Annotated in this window: 26 protein-coding genes; 12 read left to right on the top strand and 14 right to left on the bottom strand. The window is 48.7% G+C overall.

From position 1 onward, the window contains the following. The 7 genes from AC6R0R_RS18105 to ttcA form a co-directional block, all read left to right on the top strand. The coding region (locus AC6R0R_RS18105; RefSeq protein WP_500627732.1) for a FixH family protein at positions 1 to 369 on the top strand (369 nt) is incomplete at its 5' end. A gap of 17 nt (positions 370 to 386) precedes the next feature. Beyond that, positions 387 to 2,759, top strand: a complete 2,373-nt coding sequence (locus AC6R0R_RS18100; protein ID WP_500627731.1) for a heavy metal translocating P-type ATPase — start codon at positions 387 to 389, stop codon at positions 2,757 to 2,759. Beyond that, positions 2,760 to 2,927 carry a cbb3-type cytochrome oxidase assembly protein CcoS gene (gene ccoS / locus AC6R0R_RS18095; protein WP_334555356.1) on the top strand — a complete coding sequence of 56 codons (168 nt, stop codon included), beginning with the start codon at positions 2,760 to 2,762 and terminating at the stop codon, positions 2,925 to 2,927. Further along, on the top strand, positions 2,924 to 3,598 hold the full coding sequence (locus AC6R0R_RS18090; RefSeq protein WP_500627730.1) for a sulfite exporter TauE/SafE family protein: 675 nt from the start codon (positions 2,924 to 2,926) through the stop codon (positions 3,596 to 3,598). The genes ccoS and AC6R0R_RS18090 overlap by 4 nt, the downstream gene beginning before the upstream one ends. A gap of 88 nt (positions 3,599 to 3,686) precedes the next feature. Beyond that, positions 3,687 to 4,436, top strand: a complete 750-nt coding sequence (gene fnr, locus AC6R0R_RS18085) for a fumarate/nitrate reduction transcriptional regulator Fnr (RefSeq protein WP_334555354.1) — start codon at positions 3,687 to 3,689, stop codon at positions 4,434 to 4,436. Between the two features lie 130 nt (positions 4,437 to 4,566). Then, positions 4,567 to 5,514, top strand: coding sequence for a universal stress protein UspE (uspE, locus tag AC6R0R_RS18080; RefSeq protein WP_334555353.1), 948 nt, complete (start codon positions 4,567 to 4,569; stop codon positions 5,512 to 5,514). 180 nt (positions 5,515 to 5,694) lie between these two features. Then, positions 5,695 to 6,627, top strand: a complete 933-nt coding sequence (gene ttcA / locus AC6R0R_RS18075; RefSeq protein ID WP_500627729.1) for a tRNA 2-thiocytidine(32) synthetase TtcA — start codon at positions 5,695 to 5,697, stop codon at positions 6,625 to 6,627. A gap of 75 nt (positions 6,628 to 6,702) precedes the next feature. On the opposite strand, the gene AC6R0R_RS18070 is transcribed toward ttcA, so the two are convergent. The 3 genes from AC6R0R_RS18070 to AC6R0R_RS18060 are packed head-to-tail and all read right to left on the bottom strand — an operon-like array spanning position 6,703 to position 8,989. Beyond that, positions 6,703 to 7,362 (bottom strand): DUF2987 domain-containing protein, encoded by a 660-nt coding sequence (locus AC6R0R_RS18070; protein WP_500627728.1) that lies wholly within the window; start codon positions 7,360 to 7,362, stop codon positions 6,703 to 6,705. A 9-nt stretch (positions 7,363 to 7,371) separates the two neighbouring features. Further along, positions 7,372 to 8,187: a glucosaminidase domain-containing protein gene (locus AC6R0R_RS18065; protein ID WP_500627727.1), complete on the bottom strand. Its 816-nt coding sequence runs from the start codon at positions 8,185 to 8,187 to the stop codon at positions 7,372 to 7,374. After that, positions 8,180 to 8,989, bottom strand: a complete 810-nt coding sequence (locus tag AC6R0R_RS18060) for a hypothetical protein (protein ID WP_500627726.1) — start codon at positions 8,987 to 8,989, stop codon at positions 8,180 to 8,182. Before AC6R0R_RS18060 ends, AC6R0R_RS18065 begins: the two co-directional genes overlap by 8 nt. Positions 8,990 to 9,424: 435 nt before the next feature. On the opposite strand from AC6R0R_RS18060, the gene potA reads away from it, so the two are divergent. The 5 genes from potA to AC6R0R_RS18035 all read left to right on the top strand — a co-directional run bounded on the left by potA (position 9,425) and on the right by AC6R0R_RS18035 (position 14,503). Continuing rightward, complete coding sequence (gene potA, locus AC6R0R_RS18055; RefSeq protein ID WP_500627746.1) at positions 9,425 to 10,549, top strand: spermidine/putrescine ABC transporter ATP-binding protein PotA; 1,125 nt, start codon at positions 9,425 to 9,427, stop codon at positions 10,547 to 10,549. Beyond that, the gene (gene potB, locus AC6R0R_RS18050) at positions 10,530 to 11,390 is read left to right on the top strand and encodes a spermidine/putrescine ABC transporter permease PotB (RefSeq protein ID WP_334555349.1); all 861 of its coding nucleotides are present in this window, start codon (positions 10,530 to 10,532) and stop codon (positions 11,388 to 11,390) included. Before potA ends, potB begins: the two co-directional genes overlap by 20 nt. Beyond that, positions 11,390 to 12,160, top strand: coding sequence for a spermidine/putrescine ABC transporter permease PotC (potC, locus tag AC6R0R_RS18045; protein ID WP_334555348.1), 771 nt, complete (start codon positions 11,390 to 11,392; stop codon positions 12,158 to 12,160). Before potB ends, potC begins: the two co-directional genes overlap by 1 nt. 97 nt (positions 12,161 to 12,257) lie before the next feature. Further along, positions 12,258 to 13,289 carry an extracellular solute-binding protein gene (locus AC6R0R_RS18040; RefSeq protein WP_500627725.1) on the top strand — a complete coding sequence of 344 codons (1,032 nt, stop codon included), beginning with the start codon at positions 12,258 to 12,260 and terminating at the stop codon, positions 13,287 to 13,289. A 176-nt stretch (positions 13,290 to 13,465) separates the two neighbouring features. Next, positions 13,466 to 14,503: an extracellular solute-binding protein gene (locus tag AC6R0R_RS18035; RefSeq protein ID WP_500627724.1), complete on the top strand. Its 1,038-nt coding sequence runs from the start codon at positions 13,466 to 13,468 to the stop codon at positions 14,501 to 14,503. A 135-nt stretch (positions 14,504 to 14,638) separates the two neighbouring features. On the opposite strand, the gene cobB is transcribed toward AC6R0R_RS18035, so the two are convergent. The 11 genes from cobB to AC6R0R_RS17980 all read right to left on the bottom strand — a co-directional run bounded on the left by cobB (position 14,639) and on the right by AC6R0R_RS17980 (position 25,855). Continuing rightward, a complete protein-coding gene (cobB, locus tag AC6R0R_RS18030) occupies positions 14,639 to 15,376 on the bottom strand; it encodes a Sir2 family NAD+-dependent deacetylase (RefSeq protein ID WP_334555345.1) in 738 nt (245 codons plus the stop codon). 179 nt (positions 15,377 to 15,555) lie between these two features. After that, positions 15,556 to 16,776, bottom strand: coding sequence for an ammonium transporter (locus AC6R0R_RS18025; RefSeq protein ID WP_500627723.1), 1,221 nt, complete (start codon positions 16,774 to 16,776; stop codon positions 15,556 to 15,558). A 313-nt stretch (positions 16,777 to 17,089) separates the two neighbouring features. Beyond that, positions 17,090 to 17,506 carry a hypothetical protein gene (locus AC6R0R_RS18020; protein ID WP_500627722.1) on the bottom strand — a complete coding sequence of 139 codons (417 nt, stop codon included), beginning with the start codon at positions 17,504 to 17,506 and terminating at the stop codon, positions 17,090 to 17,092. Further along, positions 17,490 to 18,509, bottom strand: a complete 1,020-nt coding sequence (locus AC6R0R_RS18015) for a formate dehydrogenase subunit gamma (protein WP_500627721.1) — start codon at positions 18,507 to 18,509, stop codon at positions 17,490 to 17,492. Before AC6R0R_RS18015 ends, AC6R0R_RS18020 begins: the two co-directional genes overlap by 17 nt. Positions 18,510 to 18,523: 14 nt before the next feature. Then, positions 18,524 to 19,132, bottom strand: coding sequence for a formate dehydrogenase FDH3 subunit beta (fdh3B, locus tag AC6R0R_RS18010; RefSeq protein ID WP_334555341.1), 609 nt, complete (start codon positions 19,130 to 19,132; stop codon positions 18,524 to 18,526). Positions 19,133 to 19,143: 11 nt separating this feature from the next. After that, positions 19,144 to 21,999: a formate dehydrogenase subunit alpha gene (locus tag AC6R0R_RS18005; RefSeq protein ID WP_500627720.1), complete on the bottom strand. Its 2,856-nt coding sequence runs from the start codon at positions 21,997 to 21,999 to the stop codon at positions 19,144 to 19,146. Positions 22,000 to 22,010: 11 nt separating this feature from the next. Beyond that, positions 22,011 to 22,208, bottom strand: coding sequence for a twin-arginine translocation signal domain-containing protein (locus AC6R0R_RS18000; protein ID WP_487901950.1), 198 nt, complete (start codon positions 22,206 to 22,208; stop codon positions 22,011 to 22,013). Positions 22,209 to 22,288: 80 nt separating this feature from the next. After that, entirely contained in the window at positions 22,289 to 22,930 is a 642-nt protein-coding gene (locus AC6R0R_RS17995) for a TorD/DmsD family molecular chaperone (protein WP_500627719.1), read from the bottom strand. A gap of 8 nt (positions 22,931 to 22,938) precedes the next feature. Beyond that, entirely contained in the window at positions 22,939 to 24,672 is a 1,734-nt protein-coding gene (locus tag AC6R0R_RS17990; RefSeq protein ID WP_500627718.1) for a 4Fe-4S binding protein, read from the bottom strand. 198 nt (positions 24,673 to 24,870) lie between these two features. Then, entirely contained in the window at positions 24,871 to 25,413 is a 543-nt protein-coding gene (locus AC6R0R_RS17985; protein WP_500627717.1) for a DUF3306 domain-containing protein, read from the bottom strand. After that, on the bottom strand, positions 25,403 to 25,855 hold the full coding sequence (locus AC6R0R_RS17980; protein WP_500627716.1) for a DUF3305 domain-containing protein: 453 nt from the start codon (positions 25,853 to 25,855) through the stop codon (positions 25,403 to 25,405). The genes AC6R0R_RS17985 and AC6R0R_RS17980 overlap by 11 nt, the downstream gene beginning before the upstream one ends. Positions 25,856 to 25,876: the final 21 nt, after the last annotated feature.

Raw genomic sequence — 25,876 nt, 5'->3', positions numbered from 1 at the left:
GATCTGGTTACTGAGGATTACTATAAAAAAGGAAAAGGGATCAACGTTGATATTTCAAAGATTAACGTTGCAAAAGAGTTAGGACTGAGCGCTCAAGTCGTCTCTGACGAAAACGCTATCGTCATCACGCTTGATAAAGGCACTCTCGAACACTTCCCCGCAATCACCGCGATGTTTGCCCATCGCACACTACCTGATCGCGATTTTAGCCGATTACTGACGTCTGACGCCAAAGGTCAATATCGCTTTGAGCTTGACGATGCGCTGCAAGGCCCTTGGTTTATCGAACTGACCCCTCATGATGCACAATGGTTAATTCAAGGCCGCGTGACATTCCCTTCTGAGATGGCCATCCCTCTTTCCAACTAATTGATGTAAGCGTAGCTATGTGTAAATCGTGTTACCACTGTGGTGAAGAAGTACCAGACAACACGGATTATAAGGTGGAGATCCTCGGCGAATCTCGCGATATGTGTTGCCCAGGATGTGAAACCGTCGCCCAAACGATTATTGATAGCGGGCTTGTGTCCTACTATCAATATCGAACAGCGCCTGCAGAAAAAGTCGAACTGGTTCCCGAGCAGCTCAAGGCACTCATTCACTATGACAACGAAGAGGTTCAATCGGAGTTTGTCAGAACCAATGAAGAACATGCAGAGGTGACATTGTCACTCGATGGTGTCTCTTGTGCGGCTTGTGCTTGGCTGATTGAGAAACAAGTTTCGACCCAATCTGGCGTTTTGTCTATTCGTGTCAACACCACGACCAATCGTGCGATACTCGCGTGGGATAAAAGCAAAACTCGACTCAGCGATCTTCTCTCGTCGATTCATCAATTGGGTTACAAAGCTGCGCCATTTGAAGCTGACCAGCAAGAAGCGGCTTACCATCAGCAAATGAAGCAGTACCTCTATCGGTTAGGTATAGCTGGCCTTGCGACCATGCAAGTCATGATGTTGGCAGTGGCGCTCTACCTTGAAGTGTTTGGCGATCTAGAACCAGAGTTTAAACACTACTTTCGCTGGGTAAGCCTTATTTTTGCCACACCGGTTATGCTCTACTCGGCGCTGCCCTTTTACCTAAATGCATGGCGTAGCTTACGCAGTAAAACTCTCGGCATGGATGTCCCCGTCTCTTTGGCGATGATTTTTGCCTACTTTGCCAGTTTGGTGGCGACCATTACAGAGCAAGGTGAAGTTTTCTTTGAATCCATTTCGATGTTTGCGTTTTTCCTTTTGGTTGGCCGCTTTCTTGAAATGCGCGCAAGACGCAAAGCCGCCGCTGCAAGTGGAAACCTGCTTAAATTAATACCTGCAATGGCCACCACGGTTCAAGGTGACCAAATTGCCGTCAGAAGCCTAAAGCTCGGCGATCAAATCCGCGTGTTACCCGGTGAGCACATTCCTGCCGATGGCAAGATCATCAAAGGCCGAGTCCACATCGATGAGTCGATGTTAACGGGCGAATCCGTTCCTGTCGTGAAAAATGTCGAGGATTATGTGTACGCCGGTACCCTCAACGGCGAGGAAGCGTTTGAACTTGAGGTGACATCCAGCAAAGCGGACTCGATGATCTCGAAAATTGTACGCCTGCAAGATGAAGCACAGCTTGCGAAACCCAAAATCGCCGAGATAGCCGACGTCGTTGCGCGCTATTTTGTCGCGATTATTTTGGTGATTGCTGCGGTTACCTGGTTCTTTTGGCACCAAGCAAACCCAGACGATGCATTCTGGATCATGTTGTCAGTATTGGTCGCGACCTGTCCTTGCGCCCTCTCTCTCGCGACACCAACGGCGTTAACCTGCGCGACATCTCGCATGGGCAATTTCGGCATACTTCTGCGTAAAAGCCACGTGTTCGAAACGCTGTGTAAAGTGAACCATTTGATCATCGATAAAACCGGGACCTTAACGCATGGTGACATTGAAATTCGTCACGTGACGCTCCATGGAGATATCACTCGTGAAGAAGCGCTCTCTATGGCCGCAGCATTGGAGTCCCACGCCAATCATCCTCTGGCCCGTGCGTTTAAGCCTTATGCGGTTCAGAGCCTGGAGATTCAAGACATCGAGAACGTAATTGGTTCTGGTGTAACCGGTTCGATTGATGGTGCGATTGCGAAAATAGGCAGTGCCTCGTTTGTGATTGGTGAAGGGGCGAGTCCCTCACCTAACTGCATTTACTTATCACTGAATAACGAGCTAGTGGCCACCTTTGAATATCACGACCCGATTCGTAAGGACGCCAAGCCGTTTATTGAGCAGTTTCAGCAAGCGGGCATCAAAGTGACGCTGCTAACGGGTGATTCCCACACCAACGCGACATTGGTCGCCGAGCAAATTGGGATTGAGGATGTAGTCGCAGGAGCCAAGCCTCAAGACAAGCTCGAATTCTTAAACCACGTTGATGCGAATGACGTCACCATGATGATCGGGGATGGCATTAACGATGCCCCTACTCTCGCCGGCGCGCATCTGTCTGTCGCCATGGGTGGTGGTGCCGATGTTGCCAAAGCCTCAGCGGACATGGTGTTGCTTGGTGATCACTTGGAACGAATCCTTGATGCACGCAAACTCGCGCTGCAAACTCGAAAAATCATCCGTGAAAACCTCGCGTGGTCACTGGGCTATAACGTATTGATTTTGCCACTCGCTGTTGCCGGCTTGGTCGCGCCTTATTTTGCTGTGGTTGGTATGTCTGCAAGCTCAATTATTGTAGTATCGAACTCTCTGCGTTTGCTCAAAGAACAGGGTAAGTAAATGGAAAGCTTGTATATCTTAATCCCTATTGCCATCGTACTGGTTTGTGTTGCCGTAGCGGTGTTTCTGTGGGCAGTGAAAAGCGAGCAGTTTGAAGATCTCGAGCGTCAAGGTCACAACATTCTGTTTGACGAAGATGAGTCTGAGCAAAAGAAACGTGAGCCATGATGATTGATTGGTTCGGCGCGTTTGTTATCGGTCTTGTCGGGGCCGGACATTGTATGGGGATGTGTGGTGGTATCGCCTCAATGCTCACCATCGGGCAAACCTCGCTCTCTCGCTGGACGCCCGTTTATTACAATCTTGGTCGATTAATCAGTTACGCACTGCTTGGAGCCATCGTCGGCGGCGCAGTGGCGTCGTTGAGCAAACTGAGCCAAATAAATAGTGTCTTAATATGGCTTCGTTTGCTGGCGGCACTTTTCATGATTTTGCTGGCGTGTTACATCGGAAAATGGTGGCACGGACTGCTGCATATTGAAAAGCTGGGTCAGCAGCTTTGGCGTTTTATCGCTCCAGCAGGCAAATCCCTACTGCCTTTACAATCCCCCTTGCACGCCCTTCCGTTTGGCATGGTCTGGGGATGGCTACCCTGCGGACTTGTCTACTCCACATTGACGTGGTCTGCGGTGTCTGGCAGCGCGCTAAACGGCGCCTTAGTCATGTTGATGTTTGGGCTGGGAACCCTACCCGCGATGCTGGCGGTTGGCATGGGGGCTGAGGCGCTTAAGCGGATTCAAAATTCTTCAGTATTTCGTCAAATTGTTGCGTTTATGCTGTTAATCTACGGCATTTTTACCGGATACGATGCAATATCGATTTTATTAATTAGTTTATAGATACCTGTTTTTATACATTTTTTTCCGCTACCTTTTGCCGCTAATGGGTGCTAAAATATTGATGTATATCAAATAGTGAAAGGTTGTTATGATTTCTGAAAAGCCTGCAACAAAGCGAATTCAGTCCGGTGGTTGTGCGATTCACTGTCAGGATTGTAGTATCAGTCAACTTTGTATTCCGTTCACTTTGAACGAGTCCGAACTTGACCAGCTTGACCAAATTATCGAACGAAAGAAGCCTATCCAGAAAGGCCAAGAGCTATTTAAAGCGGGTGATGAGCTTAAATCTCTTTACGCAATTCGTTCAGGAACCATTAAGAGCTACACCATTACCGAGCAAGGCGATGAACAAATTACAGCCTTTCACCTCGCCGGTGACCTTGTAGGCTTTGATGCGATTACTGGTGATTGTCACCCAAGTTTCGCTCAAGCGCTTGAGACGTCGATGGTGTGTGAGATCCCTTACGAAATCTTGGACGACCTTTCAGGTAAAATGCCAAAGTTGCGTCAGCAAATCATGCGCCTGATGAGTAATGAAATCAAAGGCGACCAAGACATGATTCTCCTGCTCTCAAAGAAGAACGCAGAAGAGCGTCTCGCTGCTTTCCTATACAACCTTTCAACTCGTTTTTCGCAGCGCGGCTTTAGCCCTCGTGAGTTCCGTTTAACCATGACTCGTGGTGATATTGGTAACTACCTCGGATTGACGGTAGAGACAATCTCGCGTTTGCTAGGCCGTTTCCAAAAGTCTGAAATTCTCAGCGTGAAAGGGAAATACATCACCATCATTGACCACGATGCGCTGATGGATCTGGCGGGCGTTTCAAAAGAATCGTAATCAGTTCAATGATGTAGCTCTATTCTGAGCTACATCATACTTCTTCTACTTTCCGCATTGTTTTCCTAATACTCTCCTCAAAAGTAAGCTACATTAATCTTATAGCCCAACTCTACTCCAAGGAGTAATTATGAGCATTTACAATAAGATTTTAGTGGTTGCCGATATCAATAAAGAAGAACAACCCGCCCTTTCCAGAGCGATGCAGCTTGCCGCGCAGAGCCGTTCACCGAGTCGAGTGACGTTCTTTCTCTCTATCTATGACTTCTCTTATGACATGACCTCAATGCTCTCTTCTGATGAAAGAGATGCAATGCGCCGAGGTGTGATCGGTCAACGCGAGCAATGGATGCAAAAAGTCGCACAGCCCTATTTGAATGACAACGTGGAGTTTGAAGTCAAAGTGGTGTGGCACAACCGTCCATATGAAGCGATTATCGCCGAAGTCTTTTCTGGTGAACACGACATCGTTATTAAAGGTACACGCAAGCATGATGTCTTAGAGTCGGTGATTTTCACCCCAACCGATTGGCATTTGCTGCGTAAATGCCCTTCTCCTGTGTTGCTGGTTAAAAACGAAACGTGGCCAGAGGACGCAAGTATTCTCGCCTCCGTGCACGTGGGTTCAGAAAATGACACACACATTGGGTTAAACGATGAAATGGTTGAGCAGCTAAAGAGTTTGTCTGAGCGATTAGGCGCACGTCCGCTGCTTGTTAACGCTTATCCAGTCACACCGGCCAACATTACTATTGAGTTACCAGAGTTTGACCCGACCACCTATACCGATGCTGTTCGCGGCCACCACTTAACAGCGATGAAAGCACTGAGACAAAAACATGGTTTTGATGAAGAGCAAACCATTGTGGAGCAAGGTTTACCAGAGGACGTTATCCCAGACGCCGCTATCAAAGAGAATGCCGCTATGGTGATTATCGGTACCACTGGACGCACCGGACTCTCAGCCGTGTTTATCGGTAATACCGCTGAACATGTGATTGATAAGATCAATTGCGATGTACTCGCACTGAAACCTGCTGGTTATATCAGCCCACTCGATCCCAAAACAGCAATCTAATGGACTTGTTCTCCTTCAATAGCCTCACCCTTTGGTGAGGCTATTTTCTTTCCTCTCAAAAGACCGCGGTTTGGACCTCAAGCCGGTAAATTATTTTCTGCGCTAACGCTGGCATCTGAGTGATTTATCCGTATCATACGCACTTCATTTGGATTCATGATTGATTAAGACTGCAAGCTGATGACTGAGCAAACTCAAGAGCTAACTAAAGCTCAACAATACAACTTTAATAAGCTGCAAAAGCGTATCCGCCGCAACACCGGCCAAGCCATCCAAGACTTCAATATGATTGAAGACGGTGATCGCATTATGGTTTGCTTATCCGGTGGGAAAGATAGCTTTACTATGCTTGATATTTTGATAAGTTTACAAAAGAGTGCGCCAATCAATTTCCAATTGATTGCGGTCAACCTTGATCAAAAACAGCCTGGCTTCCCTGCACACATCCTGCCAGAGTATTTAGAGTCAATTGGTGTCGAATACAAAATTGTCGAAGAGGATACGTACTCTATCGTTCAAGATAAGATCCCTGAAGGCAAAACGACCTGTTCACTCTGTTCACGTTTGCGTCGTGGTATCTTGTATCGCACTGCAAAAGAGTTGGGCGCAACCAAGATTGCCCTTGGCCACCACCGTGATGACATTCTCGAAACACTCTTTTTGAATATGTTTCACGGCGGAAAAATGAAAGGCATGCCACCTAAATTGGTGTCGGATAACGGTGAGCACGTGGTGATTCGTCCGCTGGCGTACTGCCGTGAAAAAGACATCATCAAGTATGCGGATTTGCGCGGCTATCCAATTATCCCGTGTAACTTGTGCGGTTCACAGCCAAACTTGCAGCGCCAGAACATCAAACAGATGCTTAATGAGTGGGACAAACGCTTCCCTGGTCGAATCGAAAGCATGTTCCGCGCTATGCAAAATGTGGTACCTAGCCACTTGGCTGACTTTGAACTGTTCGATTTTAAATCCGTTGATAAAGACTCTGGTGTCATCAACGGTGGAGATATTGGCTTCGATAAAGAAGAGATCCCGACTCCAGAGCTTGATGAAGACGATCGTGTACAAGAGTTCGATCCTAGCCTTCAGCTCAATGTGACCAACTTGTAGTCAGGTTTAGTCGTCATAAAGAATAAGGGCCGCAGATGCGGCCCTTATTACGTTTAGGTAAAGACGAGCAGATGGCTATTTTGCCTTGGGTAAGTATGGCAACACTCGCGCAGTTTGGGTTGGAAGAGTCATCTTACCCCCCTCACCAATCTCACTTAACGCCACTTGCACTTTGCCATCCACAATCGCTTTCTCTGAGCCATTGGAGAACTGAATCACACCATTGAGATCGTTGGGAAACTCCAACGTGACACCTTCGACATCTGGCGTGAACCAGCTAGCGAACATCCCGCCGAGATCAACAAGCATGGCATGCATTTGAGGAAGGAGTACCTCAACCTCTTGGTACGACACCTCTCCTTCCATGGGCTGTTTGGTCATGACGACCATCGAAAAATCACAGCGCTGATCTTGCGGGGTGCGCACGAAGACTAATGGATTCGCAGAACGCAGATTGTTATCGAGTGGTACCAAAAGCTCATGGTACTGAGAGGACTTGAGCTCTTCGTAGTGCTGCTCTTTTTCCATCCATGCTTTCTCAATCACGCAATTCCGCTTCGTATCGGCATTGAGAAAAAAGAAGCCGATTTTAACGTCTTCATGCCCCTCTTTGGCGTTTTGCTTCATGTGCGTGTAAAGCTTGGTGTAGGTAAACATGTATTCTTGCGCGGCGACGGGCGTGCACGCCATTGCCGCTGCAACCCCAAGTCCTAGGGCTAACTTTAATCGAGTCATTATCGTTACTTATTGTTTTGTTAGGTTATCTTCCCAGAAGTCCTGATTGTGCATGATCATCGTCTTAATGTCTTTGACATAGTCCTCACCGCGCTCAGAATAGCGCAGCAAGCCATTAGTCAAAGCGATAGCTGCTTCAGTGTCGGTAAGACTTTTATCTTTTACATGTCGTTGGTAACGGATCTCACGCAAGTCTTCATACGCGTGATTACGATTCACATTCATAAAATAGCCATGAATGGACTGCTGGACCGATTTAAACTTGGCGACTTCATGGCTCATATCATCGCCACGCTTCAGCGGTACCACACCGCACCCTTCGGAGTAACACCATTGACCAAAGTAGTTGTTTGCCTTGCGGGCGAAACGCGACGTGCCCCAAGCTGACTCATTGGCGGCTTGAACCAACACCAGAGATTCCGGCAATACATCGACGCGATGCAACATAGTCTCAAGCCAAGCTTGATCAATGCCGCCTTCTGGAAGCTGGACGTTGTAACGTTCACCCAACTCAGAGGCGTATTGACGATCTTTGGCTGTTAACTGACCCTTTTGAAAACGACGTTGAATGATGTCTAAACGCGAACGCTCTTTTTTGACTCTCTGGTTTTCCAACTCGATACCCGGGCGTAGGTAGTCGAAGAACGCCTGTTTTTTCTCGGAGACATCATCAAAGCGAGTAAAATCTGGCGCGTTACCGACTTTCTTCGCTTGAGAATAGGAAACGCTCACCGCCTCTTCTTGATCCTGTTTCTCGTACTGGTAGTAACTGCAACTGGCAACCAGAGCTGCGATCACTAAAACAAGTAGTTCCGTCTTACGCATTGAAAATTTGTGGGTCGTTGTCGTTGTCATCATCATTCTCATCTGTAGGTTGTTCTTTGGTGACAATTTTTAGCTTAATACCAAACATATTGCGGTACACGATGCCTTTGACGTGGAAGAAAAACGGCAGCACAAAAATGAGGCCGATTCCGTAGAACATCACACCGACGATAAACAGCACCGTTACGACGGAATACAAACCCACTAGTGGGAAAAACTTCTTATTAACGGCGCGCAGCGACAACAGCAGCGATTGCATTGGCGGTACACGCTTCTCACAGATAAGGAGCATAGAGTTGCTAAACGCCAGCGACAAATACATAGAAACAAAGGGCAGAATCATTCCGGCCACGCCTTGAAGGACCAGGCTAAACAGTGTCGCCATAATAACTGGAATGGTATGTTGTAGCCCTTTGAGCATATGGCGGGGCTTGGTTGAGAGTCCAGCCGCGTGGCTCATCGCCATTAAGCTGATCCCGGCATAAATCGGTGCACTGATCACTTCGTAACTAAAGTTGGCGACCATAATCGCACTGAAAATACTGGGGTCGAACTCTGCGGTACCTAAAATCGCATCGAAGATGATAGAAGGATTACCCAGTTGCAATTTTAGAGCGATATAAAAAATCGCCAGTTGCAACGCAATCAAGGCGATGATCGCCGGAGAGAAAGAGATGAAATGTTTCATGGTGTGCTGGCCCGCTTCTTTGAGCACATCCACCACCTTCAGCTCGTAATTTCCGGATAAGGCGCGCTCGATACTGCCGCCAAGGTTGAAGTCTTTTTCAAACTCACTCTTCATTGGAATTCCATCACTGGTCTGCCTGCGGTGTTACGCTGGCACACTCACTTTTAGAGAAAAAATTAGCATCATTATACTGAAACATCTCGCACTCTAAAATCAGAACCGTCATTGTTGCCAGTTTTATCAACGATTTGATTGATATTTGAACTTTTTGTGTTTTAAAGTGGGCAACAGGTTGAACAAATCACGGGTCGTAGTCTCGTCCACCCACGTTAGATAACGGGGACTAGTTTCGTTAACAAACATACAGGTCAGACTTCATAAAAATTTTTTCACTTGGAGGCTGATAAATTGCTTTGATTTCACGATTTTGGTGATTATGATTCGCGCCTCTAACTTCACGTTATTTTATGCGCTTTCTCATTAGGGAAATGAATCAATACCCATAGTGATGGCTAGGTACAACGCTATGGTTCTGTTTAAGTAGGAGAAATACAGACGTTGAACAGCAAAAATACAGCAGAACAACCGGTTATACGCTTAGCCGGCATCAGTAAAAGCTTCGATGGTAAAGAAATCATCGGTCACCTAAATCTCGATGTAAATCACGGTGAGTTTTTGACCATTTTAGGCCCTTCAGGCTGTGGTAAAACAACCGTATTACGTATGATTGCGGGCTTCGAGTCTGCAGATAACGGTGACATCATTCTTGATGGTCAAACTGTGACTCATGTTCCTGCTGAGCAGCGACACGTCAATACTGTTTTCCAGAGTTATGCCCTCTTCCCGCACATGACGGTGTTTGAGAACGTCGCGTTTGGTTTGCGTATGCAAAAAGTGCCGAGCCAAGACATCGAACCCCGAGTCCTTGAAGCGCTGCGCATGGTCCGTCTAGAAGAGATGGCGCAACGCAAGCCTCACCAGCTTTCCGGTGGCCAGCAGCAGCGTATCGCCATTGCACGCGCGGTGGTCAACAAACCCAAGGTATTGCTGTTAGACGAATCGTTGTCAGCGCTGGACTACAAACTGCGCAAGCAGATGCAAATTGAGCTTAAGCAGCTTCAGCGCAAACTGGGCATTACCTTCATCTTTGTCACCCATGACCAAGAGGAAGCGCTATCGATGTCAGACCGCATTATCGTGATGCGCGATGGCGTCATTGAGCAAGATGGCTCCCCACGTGAGATTTACGAAGAGCCGAAGAACCTATTCGTTGCGCGTTTTATCGGTGAAATTAACGTCTTTCATGCCACCATGATCGAGCGTTTGGACGACAAACGCGTGCGCGCCGAAATTGAAGGCGTCGATAGCGTTGTTTACTTCGAAGATGAAGCTCACGCCGGCGACAAACTACAAGTGATGCTACGCCCTGAAGACTTACGTATCGAAGAGATCAAAGAGTCCGAGCAGCGTGGCATCGTTGGTCACGTCACCGAGCGTACCTATAAAGGGATGACGCTCGACTCCGTGATAGAACTCGAATCGGGTATGCGCGTCATGGTCAGTGAATTTTTCAATGAAGATGATCCAGATGTTGATCACTCTCTCGGTCAAAAAGTTGCCATCACTTGGGTGGAGAGCTGGGAGGTGGTGCTCAATGAAAGCGTCGAAGTTTAATCTTCAAAATGCGATCATCACGCTGATTGTCGGCTGGTTAACACTATTTGTCCTGTTACCCAACCTGATGATCATTGGTACGAGTTTCCTTACGCGTGACGAAGCGAATCTCATCGATCTGACCTTTACTTTAGACAACTACGCGCGCCTATTCGACCCACTGTACGCCAAAGTACTGTGGCATTCGTTCTATATGGCGATCGTCGCCACCTTGATCTGCTTGGTGATTGGCTACCCTTTTGCCTACATCGTGGCAAAGATGCCGGCCAAGTGGCGCCCTATCATGCTGTTTTTGGTCATCGTTCCTTTTTGGACCAACTCGTTGATTCGGACTTACGGGCTAAAAATCGTCTTAGGTACTCAGGGTATTTTAAACAAATCATTGATGGCACTGGAACTTATCGATAAGCCACTACGCATTATGTACACCGAAAGCGCCGTGATGATTGGCCTTGTCTACATCTTGCTGCCGTTTATGATTCTGCCGTTGTATTCGGCGATTGAAAAATTGGATGATACCTACATTGAGGCGGCGAAAGATCTCGGTGCCAACAAACTGCAAATCTTCACGCGTGTCACCTTACCATTGACCATGCCAGGCATTATTGGTGGTTGCTTATTGGTTCTGCTACCTGCGCTCGGCATGTTCTATATCTCCGATTTACTCGGTGGTGCGAAGAACTTGCTCATTGGTAACGTGATCAAAAGCCAAGTGCTCAATGCACGTGATTGGCCATTCGGCGCGGCAACCAGCATCGCATTGACCATCGCGATGGCGGTGATGTTGTACGCCTACTATCGGGCAGGAAAACTCTTGAATAAGAAAGTGGAGCTAAGCTGATGGGAAAAACAGTTAGATTTAGCTTTATGAGCGTGGTGTACGGCTTTTTGTACCTGCCTATCATCGTGCTGATTGTTAACTCATTCAATGCCAATAAATTCGGCATGAAGTGGGATGGTTTTACCACCAAGTGGTACGAAACCTTGGTCAACAATGACAGCCTAATGCAAGCTGCGTGGCACTCGATCAACGTGGCGGTATTTTCCGCTACTGCCGCCACCGTGATTGGTAGCCTAACTGCGGTGGCGCTATTTCGCTATAACTTCAAAGGCAAAAACGCGGTTAATGGCATGCTGTTTGTTGTCATGATGTCACCGGATATCGTGATGGCGATTTCGCTGCTTGCCCTATTCTTGGTGCTAGGCGCGCAACTGGGCTTTTTCACTTTGTTGATTGCCCACATTACCTTCTGTCTGCCTTTTGTGGTTGTGACGGTATACAGCCGCTTAAACGGGTTTGATGTAAAAATGCTTGAGGCAGCAAAAGATCTGGGCGCGAGTGAGTGGACGATTTTAAGCAAAATCATCTTACCCTTGGCGAAGCCAGCGGTCGCTGCCGGTTGGCTGCTGAGCTTCACGCTATCACTGGACGATGTGATCATCAGTTCCTTTGTCACAGGGCCGACTTATGAAATTCTACCATTGAAGATCTATTCAATGGTGAAGGTGGGCATTTCACCAGAGGTGAATGCTCTTGCAACCGTCATGTTGGTGGTGTCGTTGACACTGGTTATCCTCTCGCAACTGATTGCTCGCGAGAAGGTAGACTGATACCCGTGACTTTGTACGGGACGGCACTCACCGTCCTGTTTTTTATCGATAATGGCCAGTGTTGCTGGCCTGTACGTTTGGTTTGGAGCTAACGTCAATGAAAAAATGGGCAACTTTAATTACGGCAGGAGCATGCATGTTCTCTCTCTTCTCAGTGCAAACGCGTGCAGAAGACAAAGAATTAGTGTTTATGAACTGGGGGCCGTACATTAACAGCAGTTTGCTTGAGCAGTTCACCAATGAAACTGGCATTAAAGTGATTTACTCAACGTATGAGTCGAATGAAACACTCTATGCCAAGCTAAAAACGCACAACCAAGGCTACGATTTAGTCGTCCCTTCAACCTACTTCGTCGCTAAAATGCGTGACGAAGGTATGTTGCAGAAAATTGATAAGAGCAAGCTGTCAAACTTTGCCAACTTGGACAAAAACTACCTCAACAAACCTTATGATCTAAACAACGAATACTCGATTCCCCACGTGGTAGCGATCACAGGTCTCGCCGTAAACGAAGACATGTACGATGCCAACGACTTTACCAGCTGGGCAGACCTATGGAACCCGGATTTGCAAGGTCAAGTCATGTTGATGGATGACACGCGTGAGGTGTTCCATATCGCTTTACGTAAACTGGGTTACTCAGGCAATACCACTGACCCAGAGCAAATCGACCAAGCGTACGCTGAGCTGCAAAAGCTCATGCCAAACGTCTTAGTCTTTAATTCTGACAACCCAGCAGCGCCTTACTTATCGGGCGAAGTGGGTGTCGGCATGTTGTGGAATGGCAGCGCTGCCGCCGCGCAAAACGAAGGCCTCAACCTTAAACTGGTCTTTCCAAAAGAAGGGGGCATTGGTTGGGTCGATAACTTTGCTATCTCTTCCGGCGCGAAAAACGTAGAAGCCGCGCATAAGATGATCGATTTCTTACTACGCCCTGAAATCGCAGAACAAATCTCGCGTGATACCGGTTACTTGACCGCTGTAGCGGAGTCTAATGCCAAGTTTAAAGATGTGGCGCCGCTCTTCCCATCGCAAGAGGATCTTGACCGAGTGGAATGGCAAGATGAGGTTGGTGACATGACGGTTAAGTACGAAGATTACTTTATGAAGTTGAAAGCGGGTCAATAACCGGTTAACAGACGAAAAGAACAAAATAGGTAGCGGATGCTGCCTATTTTTTTGTTTGGCTGATATACTTTTCGCGTATGGTTTATCTTGTAGATAAATATTATTACTCACTGCACTATCAATAAGATACGTCAGGAACGATGGATCTTGATGGCGCACCAAAAAACGGAAATACAATGAAAAGTAAATTCTATGCAAGCGCCTTGTGCGCAGCGACACTTATCGCTTCCCCTGCTATGGCTGCTGATCAAGAACTCTATTTCTACAACTGGTCGGAATACATTCCGTCTGAAGTTCTTGAAGACTTTACAAAAGAAACTGGGATCAAAGTGATCTACTCAACCTACGAGTCTAACGAAAGCATGTACGCCAAGTTAAAGACTCAAGGTTCAGGTTATGACCTCGTAGTACCGTCTACCTATTTTGTGTCGAAGATGCGCAAGGAAGGCATGCTTCAACAAATCGATAAGACCCAATTGTCGCACTTTGCCGATCTCGACAGTAATTTCTTAAACAAACCTTTTGACCCAAGCAACAATTACTCGATTCCCTACATTTGGGGCGCGACGGGGATTGGCATCAACTCTGATATGCTAGACCGCTCAACCGTCACCAAGTGGGACGACTTTTGGGATACTAAGTGGGAAGGCCAACTGATGCTGATGGACGATTCACGTGAGGTGTTCCACATCGCCTTAACCAAACTCGGTTACTCACCCAACACCACCAACCCTGACGAAATTGAAGCGGCGTATCAAGAGCTGAAAAAACTAATGCCCAATGTATTGGTATTTAACTCTGACTTCCCCGCTAACCCTTACCTTGCCGGTGAAGTCTCGCTGGGTATGCTCTGGAATGGGTCTGCCTACATGGCTCGTCAAGAAGGCGCATCCATCGATATCATTTGGCCAGAGAAAGGCGCCATTTTTTGGATGGACAGCTTAGCAATCCCAGCAGAAGCGAAAAACATCGAAGCCGCGCACAAGATGATCGATTTCCTACTGCGTCCTGAGAACGCGGCGAAAATCGCCGTTGAAATCGGCTACCCGACCCCCGTCGCCACCGCGCACGACTTGCTACCCGAAGATTTTGCCAACGATCCAAGCATCTTCCCACCACAAGAGGTTATGGAAAGCGGCACATGGCAAGATGAGGTGGGTGAAGCCAGCGTGCTTTACGATGAGTACTTCCAAAAACTCAAAGTGAACAACTAGTCCACGAATGACTCACTCGTATCGATAACCCATCGTCGATAAGAGTATCAAAGTAAAACGGCCACGCAATGTGGCCGTTGTTGTATGTACTGCTCACTTTAAACGTTAACAGTGTTTCAGCTCCTGTCGCGCCAGTTATGCATGTTTGCGTGATGGTGTCTGTAGCGACAAAATTTCATCCACGAGTTTCGGCACCTCAATACTTGCTTTACCGTAGCGTTTTTCTTCAAACTCACTCTCGATAGCGCTTGGCTCAAGATTGATTTCAATCGAATGGGCACCGTGCATTCTTGCATCATGAACAAAGCCTGCGGCGGGATACACCACACCGGAAGTGCCAATGGATATAAACAGATCCGACTTTTCCAACGCTTCATAGATGTCACCCATGCGCAGCGGCATTTCGCCAAACCACACAACGTGGGGGCGCATCTGTGACGGGATTTGACAGCAATGACATAAATCACCGGTGTGAATCGGCCCCTGTTCATCGACTACTTGATTGGAGACGCTGCAACGCGCTTTCAGTAGCTCGCCATGCATATGAATGACATTGGTACTGCCACCGCGCTCATGTAAGTTATCGATATTTTGCGTGATGATGGTGACACTGCCTTCCAACTCCTGCTCTAGCCTACCTAGTGCGAGATGGGCGGCGTTAGGTTTAATCGAGTCATCTTGGAGTTTGAGACGGCGCTGATTGTAAAACTCTTGCACTAAGTCTGGGTTGCGCGCGAATCCTTCTGGTGTTGCGACATCTTCAATACGGTGGTTTTCCCAAAGGCCATCTTGAGCGCGAAAGGTCTTAATACCAGATTCAGCGGAGATACCTGCGCCAGTCAATACAACGACGTTGCGGTACGGAAACTTCATAGGTCTTCCTTTATTGGTTTTCTTCCTTTGCTGTTAGCTTAGCACTTCATCAATAACAACAATAGGAATAAGGATTAGACCATAGTCGAAGCGTTTTAAACGAGGTGTGGTTTCTGTGATGGATGATCGAAAACGGGGCGCCTAGTCGCGCCCCGAGTTGGTTGGATACAGCTGTTTGATCAGTCTTCGTTGGTTGAAGAGATCTTGTGAATCGCCAAATCGGCGCCATTAAACTCATCTTCCTCGGACAAGCGTAATCCGGTCACACTATTGATGATGCCGTAGACAAGCATGGCGCCTACGACCGCAATCACGATACCAGCAATGGTGCCAAGCACTTGAACCGTCAAGCTCACGCCGCCTAAGCCACCGAGTGCGCTTTGGCCAAAGATTCCAGCCGCAATACCACCCCACGCGCCACAAACGCCGTGCATAGGCCACACGCCGAGTACATCATCGATCTTGGTTTTGTTCTGTAGATAGGTAAAGAGGTAAACGAACAGTGCGCCAGCCACCGCACCAGTGACAAGCGCGCCAATCGGATGCATCAGATCTGAACCGGCACACACCGCAACCAAACCGGCAAGCGGTCCATTGTGGATAAACCCAGGGTCATTTTTACCCGCAATCAAGGCCGCCACAATCCCCCCGACCATCGCCATCAGTGAGTTCATCGCCACTAGGCCGCTGATGCCTTCCAGCGTTTGCGCAGACATCACATTAAAACCAAACCAGCCGACACATAGAATCCATGCACCGAGTGCCAAAAATGGGATATTTGAAGGCGCGAAGTTGGTGTGCTTACCTGCGCGAATACGGCCGTTACGCATACCTAGAAACAGCACGGCAACCAAGGCTATCCAACCGCCCACGCCATGCACAACGACAGAGCCTGCAAAGTCATGGAAGCCATACCCAAATTGATTTTCAAACCAAGCTTGAACGCCGTAGTTGCCGTTCCAAATCATACCTTCAAAGATTGGGTAGACCAGACCGACGGTAAAAAACGTCGCAATCAGTACCGGATAGAAACGTGCACGCTCAGCAATGCCGCCTGAGACAATCGCTGGTATGGCCGCCGCAAAGGTGAGAAGGAAGAAGAACTTCACCAGTTCATAACCATTGCCTTGCGATAGTGTCTGCGCATCGGCAAAAAAGTTTGCGCCATAGGCAAGCCAGTAACCAAAGAAAAAGTAAGCGAGGGCTGAAATGCCGAAATCAGCGAGAATCTTGACCAGTGCATTGACTTGGTTTTTGTGGCGCACCGTCCCTACTTCGAGAAAAGCAAAGCCCGCGTGCATTAAAAACACCATGATGGCACCCAGCAGCAAAAAAAGGGTATCTGAACTCTGTGTCAGGGTTTGAACGGCTCCGTGTACCTGACTTACATCTAGGCTCATTATTGTCTGTCTCCATGTAGCGCACTTTTTATGTGCGTCGGTTATTTTCTATTCACCAAATTAGTGAAAAATGAATCAGGAAAGCCAGTAAACAATATCTGTGCCAGTATTGAGCAATATGTCAGAGTATAAATAAGGCATTGATTTTATGTGGATAATAATTCTAAAGCTTGAAGGGAGAGCGACTAAAAGTGAGAGAAATTTAAACCAATGGCACCAACTTGGTGATAACGCACCAATTTAATGCATCCACCAGATCAATAAAGCGCCCCATATTGGAGCGCTATCAATATATGTGAATGCCACGTTACCGTTAGAGGTTGGGCCCTTTGGAGAAGTGTAACGGTTGATTCTGGCGAAGCAATCGCATGCCCTGTGCCATACGCACAAACCAGACTGCAATGGCCACTAAGCCCAAAGCAAAACCGATGTATGGAATCGCATAAGCAATCGAATCTATCCACTGGCTTTTATACCAGTAGTCGTTCACCCCTTTAAGCAACCCATTGGATGTCGCGACGGTGATGATCAAGACCACAAAATAGGTCAAATTAAGGAAAAACGTTCTGATCAATCCATAGTAGTGTGAATCCACCACCTGTCCATCTTCACCTTTATCGAGTCGATAACCCGCGTACACGATGGCGATCACCCCTGAAATCAAACAGGTAAAGGGAGTGAAGCAACTCAGGATATAGGCGACCCAAATTCCTTTATGCGTTTGGTTCATGCTTATCTCCTTTGTTACCGTCGGGCGTTTTAGTCATAACTTCCTCGTACCACAAATCATGGTGCTCTTTCGCCCAAGTTTCATCGACTTCACCCGTGACCATGCCCTCCAGTGCGCCCTCCATACCAAACAAACCGATATAGATGTGGAAGACAAAACCACAAATCAAAATCAGCGCTGCTAAGCCGTGCACGAGATTAGAGAGCTCCATATCGCGGCGAGTTTGGCCGAAAATTGGGAAATCCAACACCAACCCGCTGAACGCAACCACGGTGCCCACCACAATCAACAGCCAAAACAGCGCTTTCTCCCCCGCATTTGAAAACTCTGCGGACGGATGGCTACCTTTATGTTTGCCCACCATGCCGCCCAGCTTGAAGAACCAAACCAGATCCACCTTTTTAAACACCGACTTTCGCCACCACTTAACGAGGATGCACAGCAGTAAGAGATAAAAAATAGGGCCAATGTAGTTGTGATACTGCTTCGCAGTGATGATCACCCAGCCCCATAGCTCACTCGGAATATACGGCTTAAGAAAATGCTTACCGTAAACCAACATCAAGCCACTAAACGCCAATGTCAGAAAGGTAAAAGCCATACTCCAGTGGAGTGCGCGGTCTAGGCGTGACCAGCGTTTGATCTTTCTGCCTGTACGCGGCGCACTCAACTTAATTGGCCCCATCACTAAGTAGACCAAGGTCACCATCGCAATACTGCCAAATATCGCCACTGCGCCTGCGGGCGACATCCACTTTTCTTTGAGGATGTACCAGGTTTGCCCTGGGGCACTGATCAGAACGCCATGCTCAGGAAACTGCGAGGTTGTATACCCCGCCTCGCCTTCGCGCACTTGGCGCCAATAATCGGCGCCGGCTAATTGTGTCATCTCACTTTGTGCCACGTTTGTCTCTTGCTCCGCGTGCACGGGCAGAGATACAGCCCACCATGCCGCCATTACTGACAGCATGGTGACCCAAACACGTTTAAAAATAGAACTCATTCTACTCTCCGTGCTCAGCTCTTAGTGGCATCAAAGGCGAGATCATGACCATCGGTCCAACCAGCCCCTTTTGCTCCCCGTTCAACCACACGTTGGCGGAAAATGTCAGATACTTTCTCTGCATCGCCCGCCAGCAGTGCTTTGGTTGAACATAATGACGCACACATCGGCAACTTACCTTCCGCAATGCGGTTAGCCCCGTACTTTTGACGCTCTTCTGGCGAGCCTGGCTCGGTTTCCGGTCCGCCTGCGCAGAAGGTGCATTTGTCCATTTTGCCACGTTCACCAAACGCTTCCTGTTTTGGAAACTGCGGTGCACCAAATGGGCAAGCAAACAAACAGTAGCCGCAGCCAATGCAGAGATCTTTGTTGTGCAGCACGATGCCATCTTCAGTGTGTTCAAAACAATCGGCGGGACATACTGCCATACATGGTGCATCGGTACAGTGCATGCACGCCACCGAAATCGAGTTTTCACCCGGTTCACCATCATTGAGGGTCACAACGCGGCGGCGCTGTATACCCCACTCTAACGCGTCATCGTTTTCGTTTTTACATGCCGTGACACAGCCGTTACATTCGATGCAGCGTTTGGTGTCACATAGGAATTTCATTCTAGCCATGGGGTAACTCCTTACGCTTTGCGAATGTTACAGAGGGTGACTTTGGTTTCCTGCATCTGCGTCACAGGGTCATAACCGTAGGTCGTGGCAATGTTGGCAGACTCACCAATCACATAAGGATCAGAGCCTTCAGGGTAACGACTGCGCAGATCTTCGCCTTGGAATTTGCCGCCAAAGTGGAAAGGAATGAACGCCATACCCGGGCGAACTCGGCGCGTTACCATAGCTTTAACATGGATTCGCCCTTTCTCAGCCCCTTCAACCCAAACCATATCGCCATCTTTAAAGCCGAGATCGTTGGCATCTTTCGGGTTCACCTCAACAAACATCTCTTGTTGCAGCTCTGCCAACCAAGGGTTTGAGCGCGTTTCATCACCGCCACCTTCGTACTCGACCAAGCGACCGGAGGTCAAAATAATCGGGTACTCACCGGATTTATCTTGGTCTTGAATGGATTTGTAGAGCGTCGGTAATCGGTAAATCGATTCACTGTCATCCCAAGTTGGGTAATCGGCAACAAGATCACGACGAGGTGTGTAAAGTGGCTCACGATGAAGCGGCACGCGATCTGGGAAGGTCCAGACAATCGCTCGTGCTTTTGCATTACCAAATGGAATACAGCCGTGGGCGATGGACACACGTTGAATGCCGCCAGAGAGATCGGTTTTCCAGTTTTTGCCCTCTGCGGCAGCTTTCTCAGCTTCCGTGAGATCGTCCCACCAACCGAGCGATTTCAGCAACTTGTCACTGAACTCAGGATAACCATCTTGGATCTCAGAGCCTTTCGAATAGCTGTCTTCTGCCAATAGGTTTTTGCCCTCAAATTCAACCCCGTAACGGGCGCGGAAGTTACCTCCACCTTGTGCCACTGGCTTGGAGGTATCGTATAGGATGTGCGTGCCTGGGTGCTTCATCTCTGGCGTTCCCCAACATGGCCAAGGCAGTCCATAGGTTTCACCGTGGATCGGGCCGCCTTCTGCTTCCAATGTGGTTTTGTGGAAGGTGTGCCAGTTTTGTTGGTGCGCCTTCAATCGCTCAGGGCTTTGTCCTGTGTATCCAATCGTCCACATCCCTTTGTTGAATTCACGTGTGATGTCTTCAATCACAGGCTGATTGTTTTCGACCCGAATGTGTTTAAACAGTTGATCGGCAATACCCAGTTTCTGACTCAATAAATAGATGATTTCATGATCCGGTTTGGATTCAAACAAGGGCTCAACCACTTTATCGCGCCACTGAATTGAGCGGTTTGACGCAGTAACGCTACCATAGGTCTCAAATTGCGTTGTGGCAGGCAGCAGATAGACGCCATCGGTGCGATCGTTCATCACGGCAGCAACCGTTGGGTATGGATCGACAATCACCATCATGTCGAGCTTTTTCATCGCCTGACGCATCTCAACGCCACGGGTTTGCGAGTTGACTGCGTGTCCCCAGTAGAACATGGCGCGGATGTTGTCGTTTTGCTCGATGTTCTCTTTGTTTTCCAGTACACCATCAATCCAGCGTGATACTGGGATACCCATGTTGTTCATCGGTTTCTGACCGCGATACTCGTTTTGATCAAAGCGATTCTTCACCCAGTCAAAATCCAGATCCCATACTCGCGCCCAATGTTGCCATGCTCCATCAGCAAGACCGTAATACCCAGGAAGAGTGTGCGACAAAACGCCAAGGTCCGTCGCACCTTGCACGTTATCGTGGCCGCGGAAAATGTTAGCGCCGCCGCCCGACTTACCCATATTACCCAGTGCCAGCTCTAATACACAGTAAGCACGAGTGTTGTTGTTACCTGTGGTGTGTTGAGTCCCGCCCATACACCAAACCACGCAGCCAGGTCGATTTTCAGAGAGCAGTTTCGCCGTCTGATAAACATCCGCTTCACTGACGCCCGTCACACGTTCGACTTCGGCTGGCGTCCATTTGGCGACTTCCTGACGGATTTCGTCCATACCAAACACGCGTTGACGAATGAACTCTTTATCTTCCCACTGATTAGCGAACACGTGCCATAAGATGCCCCAAATAAAAGCAACGTCCGAGCCCGGTCGTAGAGAAACGTAGTGATCCGACTTCGCCGCAGTGCGCGTTCTACGCGGATCCGCGACAACAATCTTACAGTTGTTCTTCTCTTTAGCGATCAGGATATGCTGCATCGCCACAGGATGCGCTTCCGCCGGGTTAGAGCCGATAAACAGCATCGACTTACAGTTGTGCATATCATTGAAGGAGTTGGTCATCGCGCCGTAGCCCCAAGTATTGGCAACACCGGCGACCGTCGTTGAGTGACAAATACGCGCTTGGTGGTCGACGTTGTTGGTTCCCCACAGAGACGCCATTTTACGGAACATGTAAGCTTGTTCGTTATTGTGCTTGGCGCTGCCAAGGAAATAGACCGAATCTGGGCCCGACTGTTCTCTAATAGACAAGCACTGATCACCAATTTCGTTGATCGCTTGCTCCCATGACAACTTCTTCCATTTGCCATTTTCAAGCTTCATTGGGTACTTTAAGCGGCGCTCACCATGACCGTGCTCTCGCAGCGCTGCCCCTTTTGCGCAGTGACCGCCTGCGTTAAACGGGTGATCGAACGCAGGCTCTTGCCCTGTCCATACGCCGTTTTGCACTTCGGCGTAAATACCGCAACCCACAGAGCAGTGCGAACAAATCGTGCGTTTTACTTCGGTTTTCGCCTCAGGATCAACCGCTTTCGCTTCGGCTTTTTTCATCATTCCCGGGGTGAAGAGACATGCACCCGCCACTGCACCACCTGCGGCGAGCGAGCTATTTTTCATAAAGGCGCGACGCGAAATACCCAGCGGATTATTTTGCTGGCTGACCGTATCGGAGCGTTTGGTTAGTTTCATCGTCTTCACTCCTATAGCGTGTCGTAGTAATCGCGTACGTGCTGCGTTTCACGATAGCCAGCTTTGGTTGGCTCGGTGGCTGTAACGCTGCTCTCTTTTGCCTCTACAGCTTGACTGGTTCCGGCGACAACCGCACCAACAACGGCGGCACTGGCCACGCCTTTGAGCAGGTCGCGGCGTCCATTATCCACTTCACTTTTGTTTTTCATTTTGCTTCCTTACCTTATTGGTATTGAGAGAGTCACTCTGTTGTCGTGCCCTCTCTTATTCCTGAGTTCAGACCAAATCTCTATAGAGAACTCGGTCCATACTCGGTGGCATCTTTAACTTCAATTCGTGTACTGGTGTGATGATCTGGCGAGCGCGTAAAACGCACCTGCTCGACAGTGAGAAAAGCGCTTATCAAACGAGCGACACTTCGATAGAACTGGGCGTGCTTTGCTTCATTCAGTTGCTCGGTAAACCGATGAAACCAAGGCGCAATGTGGTCGTTAAAAAACTGTTGCTGCGTCACTTCATCATGCGGAACCAGCATCGCCATGACTTCACACAATGCTGCGAGGTGATCCTCTGGCTCTTTAACATGGCTGTCGCGTTCGAATCCGAGTCTAGCTAGCGTCTGACGCAGCTCTGCCAACGGTTTCTCCATCAATGAGCCCGTCAGGTGCCAGGAGGCAAACGGCACCACTTCGCCTCGACCAATACCGATAAAAAGCTCAAAGAACTCATCTTCAAGTTGGCTCAGATCCGCGTGCTTTGCTGCGCTGTTGAGTGATTGCCACGCCTTAACCATGTCGTTGTTCGCGGGCTCGGTCTCTAACTCTCGTAAAAAGTTCAACATCGGTTCATTGGGGCACTGGCGCAGCAAGGTCGCAATCAACAGATACACTTCTGCGCGCGGGGATGGATGAGGGTCCATTGTCGTTTCCATTTGAAATCCTAATAGTTGAGCTGTTGCATCGGGTCGTTCGCCATCGACTCAAACATATCGACGACACGACAATCTTCACACATGGCAATACGATTGATTGCTGCTTGATCGGTGAAATGTGAGTGACCCTGTAACTTGAATTGCAGCATGTCTATCATAGATTGAGGAGCAAACGGCTTTTCACAGCGAAGACACTTGGCCGCCGGTTCTTGGTGAATGATTTTGACGCTCTCTCGCTCTTGCTTATTCCAGTTCATGCGCGCTTCTAACTCAATCGCGCCCTCTGGACACGCTTTTTCACACAAGCCGCACTGCACGCAATCTTGCTCGACAAACTGCAAAGAGGGCGATTGACCGTTGGTATGCAGAGCGCGAGTCGGACACACCGCCACGCAGCTCATGCAAGAGGTACACTTAGTGCTGTCACACTTCACTTGACCATAAGGCGCATGAGCAGGAACATCAGCGATAACCTGGCTTGGCGGGTAGTGCTGCGCGAGGGCATCTAAACAGCTAAACAGACGCTGACGTTTATTGCCGCTGATCTCACCCAGAAAGATGCTTAACGGCTCGGTAATCAACGTTGGTGTCGTGCTGCGTAGTGAATCGATATAGAGCAACTCAATACGCGAGGTCTCAATTCCTAGCTGTGCAAGAAAGCGTTGAGCAGTGTCAATCTCACTATTGAGTACGCGCAATATGGTTTGCGGCATGTGTTGACTGACGGCAAACAACACTTGGCAAGCGCCGTTGCTCAATGCCGCAAGCCACGTATCAATACCGACGCTGGCGATCTCTTCCAACTCGACAGGAATGACATTGTCAGGTAACTGCTTAAGCGCCATGACGTTGTAACTTTCATGGCGTTCACTGCAAAATAAAAGGACGGGCGCTTGGCCGTTGTGCTTGCGGTAGTTGGCCAATAGACGCTCAACAAACGTCTGCGTTTGTGTCGGGTTAGGTAGCGCGTAATGAATCGCTTCCGTCGGGCAGCTGGTTGCACAGGTGCCAACCCCTTGGCAGAGAAACGGATTAATCTCTATCTTATGCCCTGTCTTCTCACTCCCTTGGCTGGAAAGTGCGCCTGCCGGACAGGCATCGACACAGCGCTCACACCCTTTGACCCCTCGTGAGCTGTGCGCGCACAAGTCGGTATCAAGGCGAAAATATTTAGGCTTATCAAAGGTGCCTTTTAAGGTCGGGATCTCTTCAAGCGCTTGAGTCAGTTTGGGGTAACCTCGGCCTACAGGGTAATAACCCGGCACTGGCACTTCTTCGCTCATGCAACTGCTTAAACAAAGATCAAGCACGATATCGAATTGACTGCGGCCCAGTGTTGCAGCAGCGAGATTGCTTTCGCCGCCTTTACTCTCGATCATCACCTCAAATGCACCAAGAAACCCACTCACTCGCACGCTGCGAGTAAAGTAAAGGGATGGATGCGTGCCCGCTTCTCCGTCGGTAGAGAGCAAAGTGACGCTGCCCATCATGGTTAACTGCTCGGCAGCGCTCTCGATAATGGCGGTTGGGCCAATGATCAACGTATCGCCTTGGCTTTCGTAACTGACGGTGGGTGGGATGAGATTGGCTAGCTCAACCGTGCTTTGAATAGCGGCGGCGCGTGCTAGGCCATTGACTGACTGATTTTGTTCGAGCAGTTGCGTTAAGCCAAGTTCGCAAGGTAGGTGTTGACCTCCCCCACCTTGCGCCGGGTGACTGCTCACGTGTGTGTGATTATGCATTGCTGCGTTCCAGTGTTTTATTATCGTTTTATTTTGATGGAACAGAGCAAAGCAAATGCCATACCAAAAAATAATTTCAAATTAATCAGTAAATTAGCGATAGTTTTTAAACGGGTAGTGCTGATTAGCTAAAGACCATAAAAAAGGTGAGACAATTTGTCTCACCTTTTCTTTATCCCTTGGTCAAAATGTCCCTTATTACAATGTGGGATCTTTTGTCCCACTCACATTAACGGGATCTGCGGTCTCTGGGAGCTCTTCATCCGAATGCGTTTCAAGATCAGAGGATGACGTGTCTGCTTGCACCGCTTCTGGCGGCTCTTCTATCGGGTCGCTGGTGGAGGCCTTATCTTCTTCACCCATCCAGTCACGCAGTTGACTCACCACATCGCTAGATAAGCTCTTGACCGCCTTAAAGTTATGATCGTAATCATTGAGATTATCGACTTCACTAAAGGCGCCGGATTGAAACAGTTGTCTTAGCGCGAGCTTTTTTATGCTCTGCTCTGCATCTGATGACAATAGTGCGGCGATGTCGCCAGAGGACTCATCGAGCGAATGATGTGACGAGTTGCCCGGCGCTGGCGTATCTTGCTTCGCCTCAACACCACTGGTCGACGGCTGTGCTCCGCTATCGTCCGAATCTTGCGCCTCTGAATCGGATAGTAAGACAGGTTGAGCCTCCTCTCTCACATCCTCGAGTTTGCGCTGGGACCAACGCTGTAAAAAACTACTTGCCACTGGCGCGCCCTGCTCCTTTGCGTTTCTTACGTCTCACTTCGAGTAGCTCGCCGTGTCGGCCGATAAACGCCTCCATCCACGCTTGAACGGGCAGTGGCATGGCATTAGAAAGCACGAGGTAATCGCCATCCATGTATTGCCCCGCAACACTTTGCGAAGCAGTGATCATCACGATTTTTGGCGTTTCATCGCTTTCCATAACATCCAATATTAAGAATAGCTTGGGTTGCTGAGCGCTTAAGTTGAATCGATAGTCCGTGCGCTCATCTTTAAATAAGCGCAGCGTGCTAACAAATGGCTCACCGGAGGTGGGGTTGAGCACAAACTCCTTGAGTTGCCATTGGGTGGTTGACCAAATCCCAGTTGAAATTTCATGCGACACCAATCGGCTCGCGATGGGCCAGCTATCCTCGGTTTTAATTCGATGTATTGAGTTTGACATGGTTCACCAGCGTATCATTGT

The organism is Vibrio sp. R12-SW3-ISO1, assembly GCF_059834005.1.
Note: the sequence above shows the minus strand (reverse complement) of the source record. Positions and strands in the feature narration are given on the sequence as shown.

Coding starts and splice junctions, on each gene's coding strand:
- AC6R0R_RS18100 (WP_500627731.1), top strand. CDS start 387: ATGTGTAAATCGTGTTACCACTGTGGTGAAGAAGTACCAGACAACACG.
- ccoS (WP_334555356.1), top strand. CDS start 2,760: ATGGAAAGCTTGTATATCTTAATCCCTATTGCCATCGTACTGGTTTGT.
- AC6R0R_RS18090 (WP_500627730.1), top strand. CDS start 2,924: ATGATGATTGATTGGTTCGGCGCGTTTGTTATCGGTCTTGTCGGGGCC.
- fnr (WP_334555354.1), top strand. CDS start 3,687: ATGATTTCTGAAAAGCCTGCAACAAAGCGAATTCAGTCCGGTGGTTGT.
- uspE (WP_334555353.1), top strand. CDS start 4,567: ATGAGCATTTACAATAAGATTTTAGTGGTTGCCGATATCAATAAAGAA.
- ttcA (WP_500627729.1), top strand. CDS start 5,695: ATGACTGAGCAAACTCAAGAGCTAACTAAAGCTCAACAATACAACTTT.
- AC6R0R_RS18070 (WP_500627728.1), bottom strand. CDS start 7,362: ATGACTCGATTAAAGTTAGCCCTAGGACTTGGGGTTGCAGCGGCAATG.
- AC6R0R_RS18065 (WP_500627727.1), bottom strand. CDS start 8,187: ATGCGTAAGACGGAACTACTTGTTTTAGTGATCGCAGCTCTGGTTGCC.
- AC6R0R_RS18060 (WP_500627726.1), bottom strand. CDS start 8,989: ATGAAGAGTGAGTTTGAAAAAGACTTCAACCTTGGCGGCAGTATCGAG.
- potB (WP_334555349.1), top strand. CDS start 10,530: ATGAAAGCGTCGAAGTTTAATCTTCAAAATGCGATCATCACGCTGATT.
- potC (WP_334555348.1), top strand. CDS start 11,390: ATGGGAAAAACAGTTAGATTTAGCTTTATGAGCGTGGTGTACGGCTTT.
- AC6R0R_RS18040 (WP_500627725.1), top strand. CDS start 12,258: ATGAAAAAATGGGCAACTTTAATTACGGCAGGAGCATGCATGTTCTCT.
- AC6R0R_RS18035 (WP_500627724.1), top strand. CDS start 13,466: ATGAAAAGTAAATTCTATGCAAGCGCCTTGTGCGCAGCGACACTTATC.
- cobB (WP_334555345.1), bottom strand. CDS start 15,376: ATGAAGTTTCCGTACCGCAACGTCGTTGTATTGACTGGCGCAGGTATC.
- AC6R0R_RS18025 (WP_500627723.1), bottom strand. CDS start 16,776: ATGAGCCTAGATGTAAGTCAGGTACACGGAGCCGTTCAAACCCTGACA.
- AC6R0R_RS18020 (WP_500627722.1), bottom strand. CDS start 17,506: ATGAACCAAACGCATAAAGGAATTTGGGTCGCCTATATCCTGAGTTGC.
- AC6R0R_RS18015 (WP_500627721.1), bottom strand. CDS start 18,509: ATGAGTTCTATTTTTAAACGTGTTTGGGTCACCATGCTGTCAGTAATG.
- fdh3B (WP_334555341.1), bottom strand. CDS start 19,132: ATGGCTAGAATGAAATTCCTATGTGACACCAAACGCTGCATCGAATGT.
- AC6R0R_RS18005 (WP_500627720.1), bottom strand. CDS start 21,999: ATGAAACTAACCAAACGCTCCGATACGGTCAGCCAGCAAAATAATCCG.
- AC6R0R_RS18000 (WP_487901950.1), bottom strand. CDS start 22,208: ATGAAAAACAAAAGTGAAGTGGATAATGGACGCCGCGACCTGCTCAAA.
- AC6R0R_RS17995 (WP_500627719.1), bottom strand. CDS start 22,930: ATGGAAACGACAATGGACCCTCATCCATCCCCGCGCGCAGAAGTGTAT.
- AC6R0R_RS17990 (WP_500627718.1), bottom strand. CDS start 24,672: ATGCATAATCACACACACGTGAGCAGTCACCCGGCGCAAGGTGGGGGA.
- AC6R0R_RS17980 (WP_500627716.1), bottom strand. CDS start 25,855: ATGTCAAACTCAATACATCGAATTAAAACCGAGGATAGCTGGCCCATC.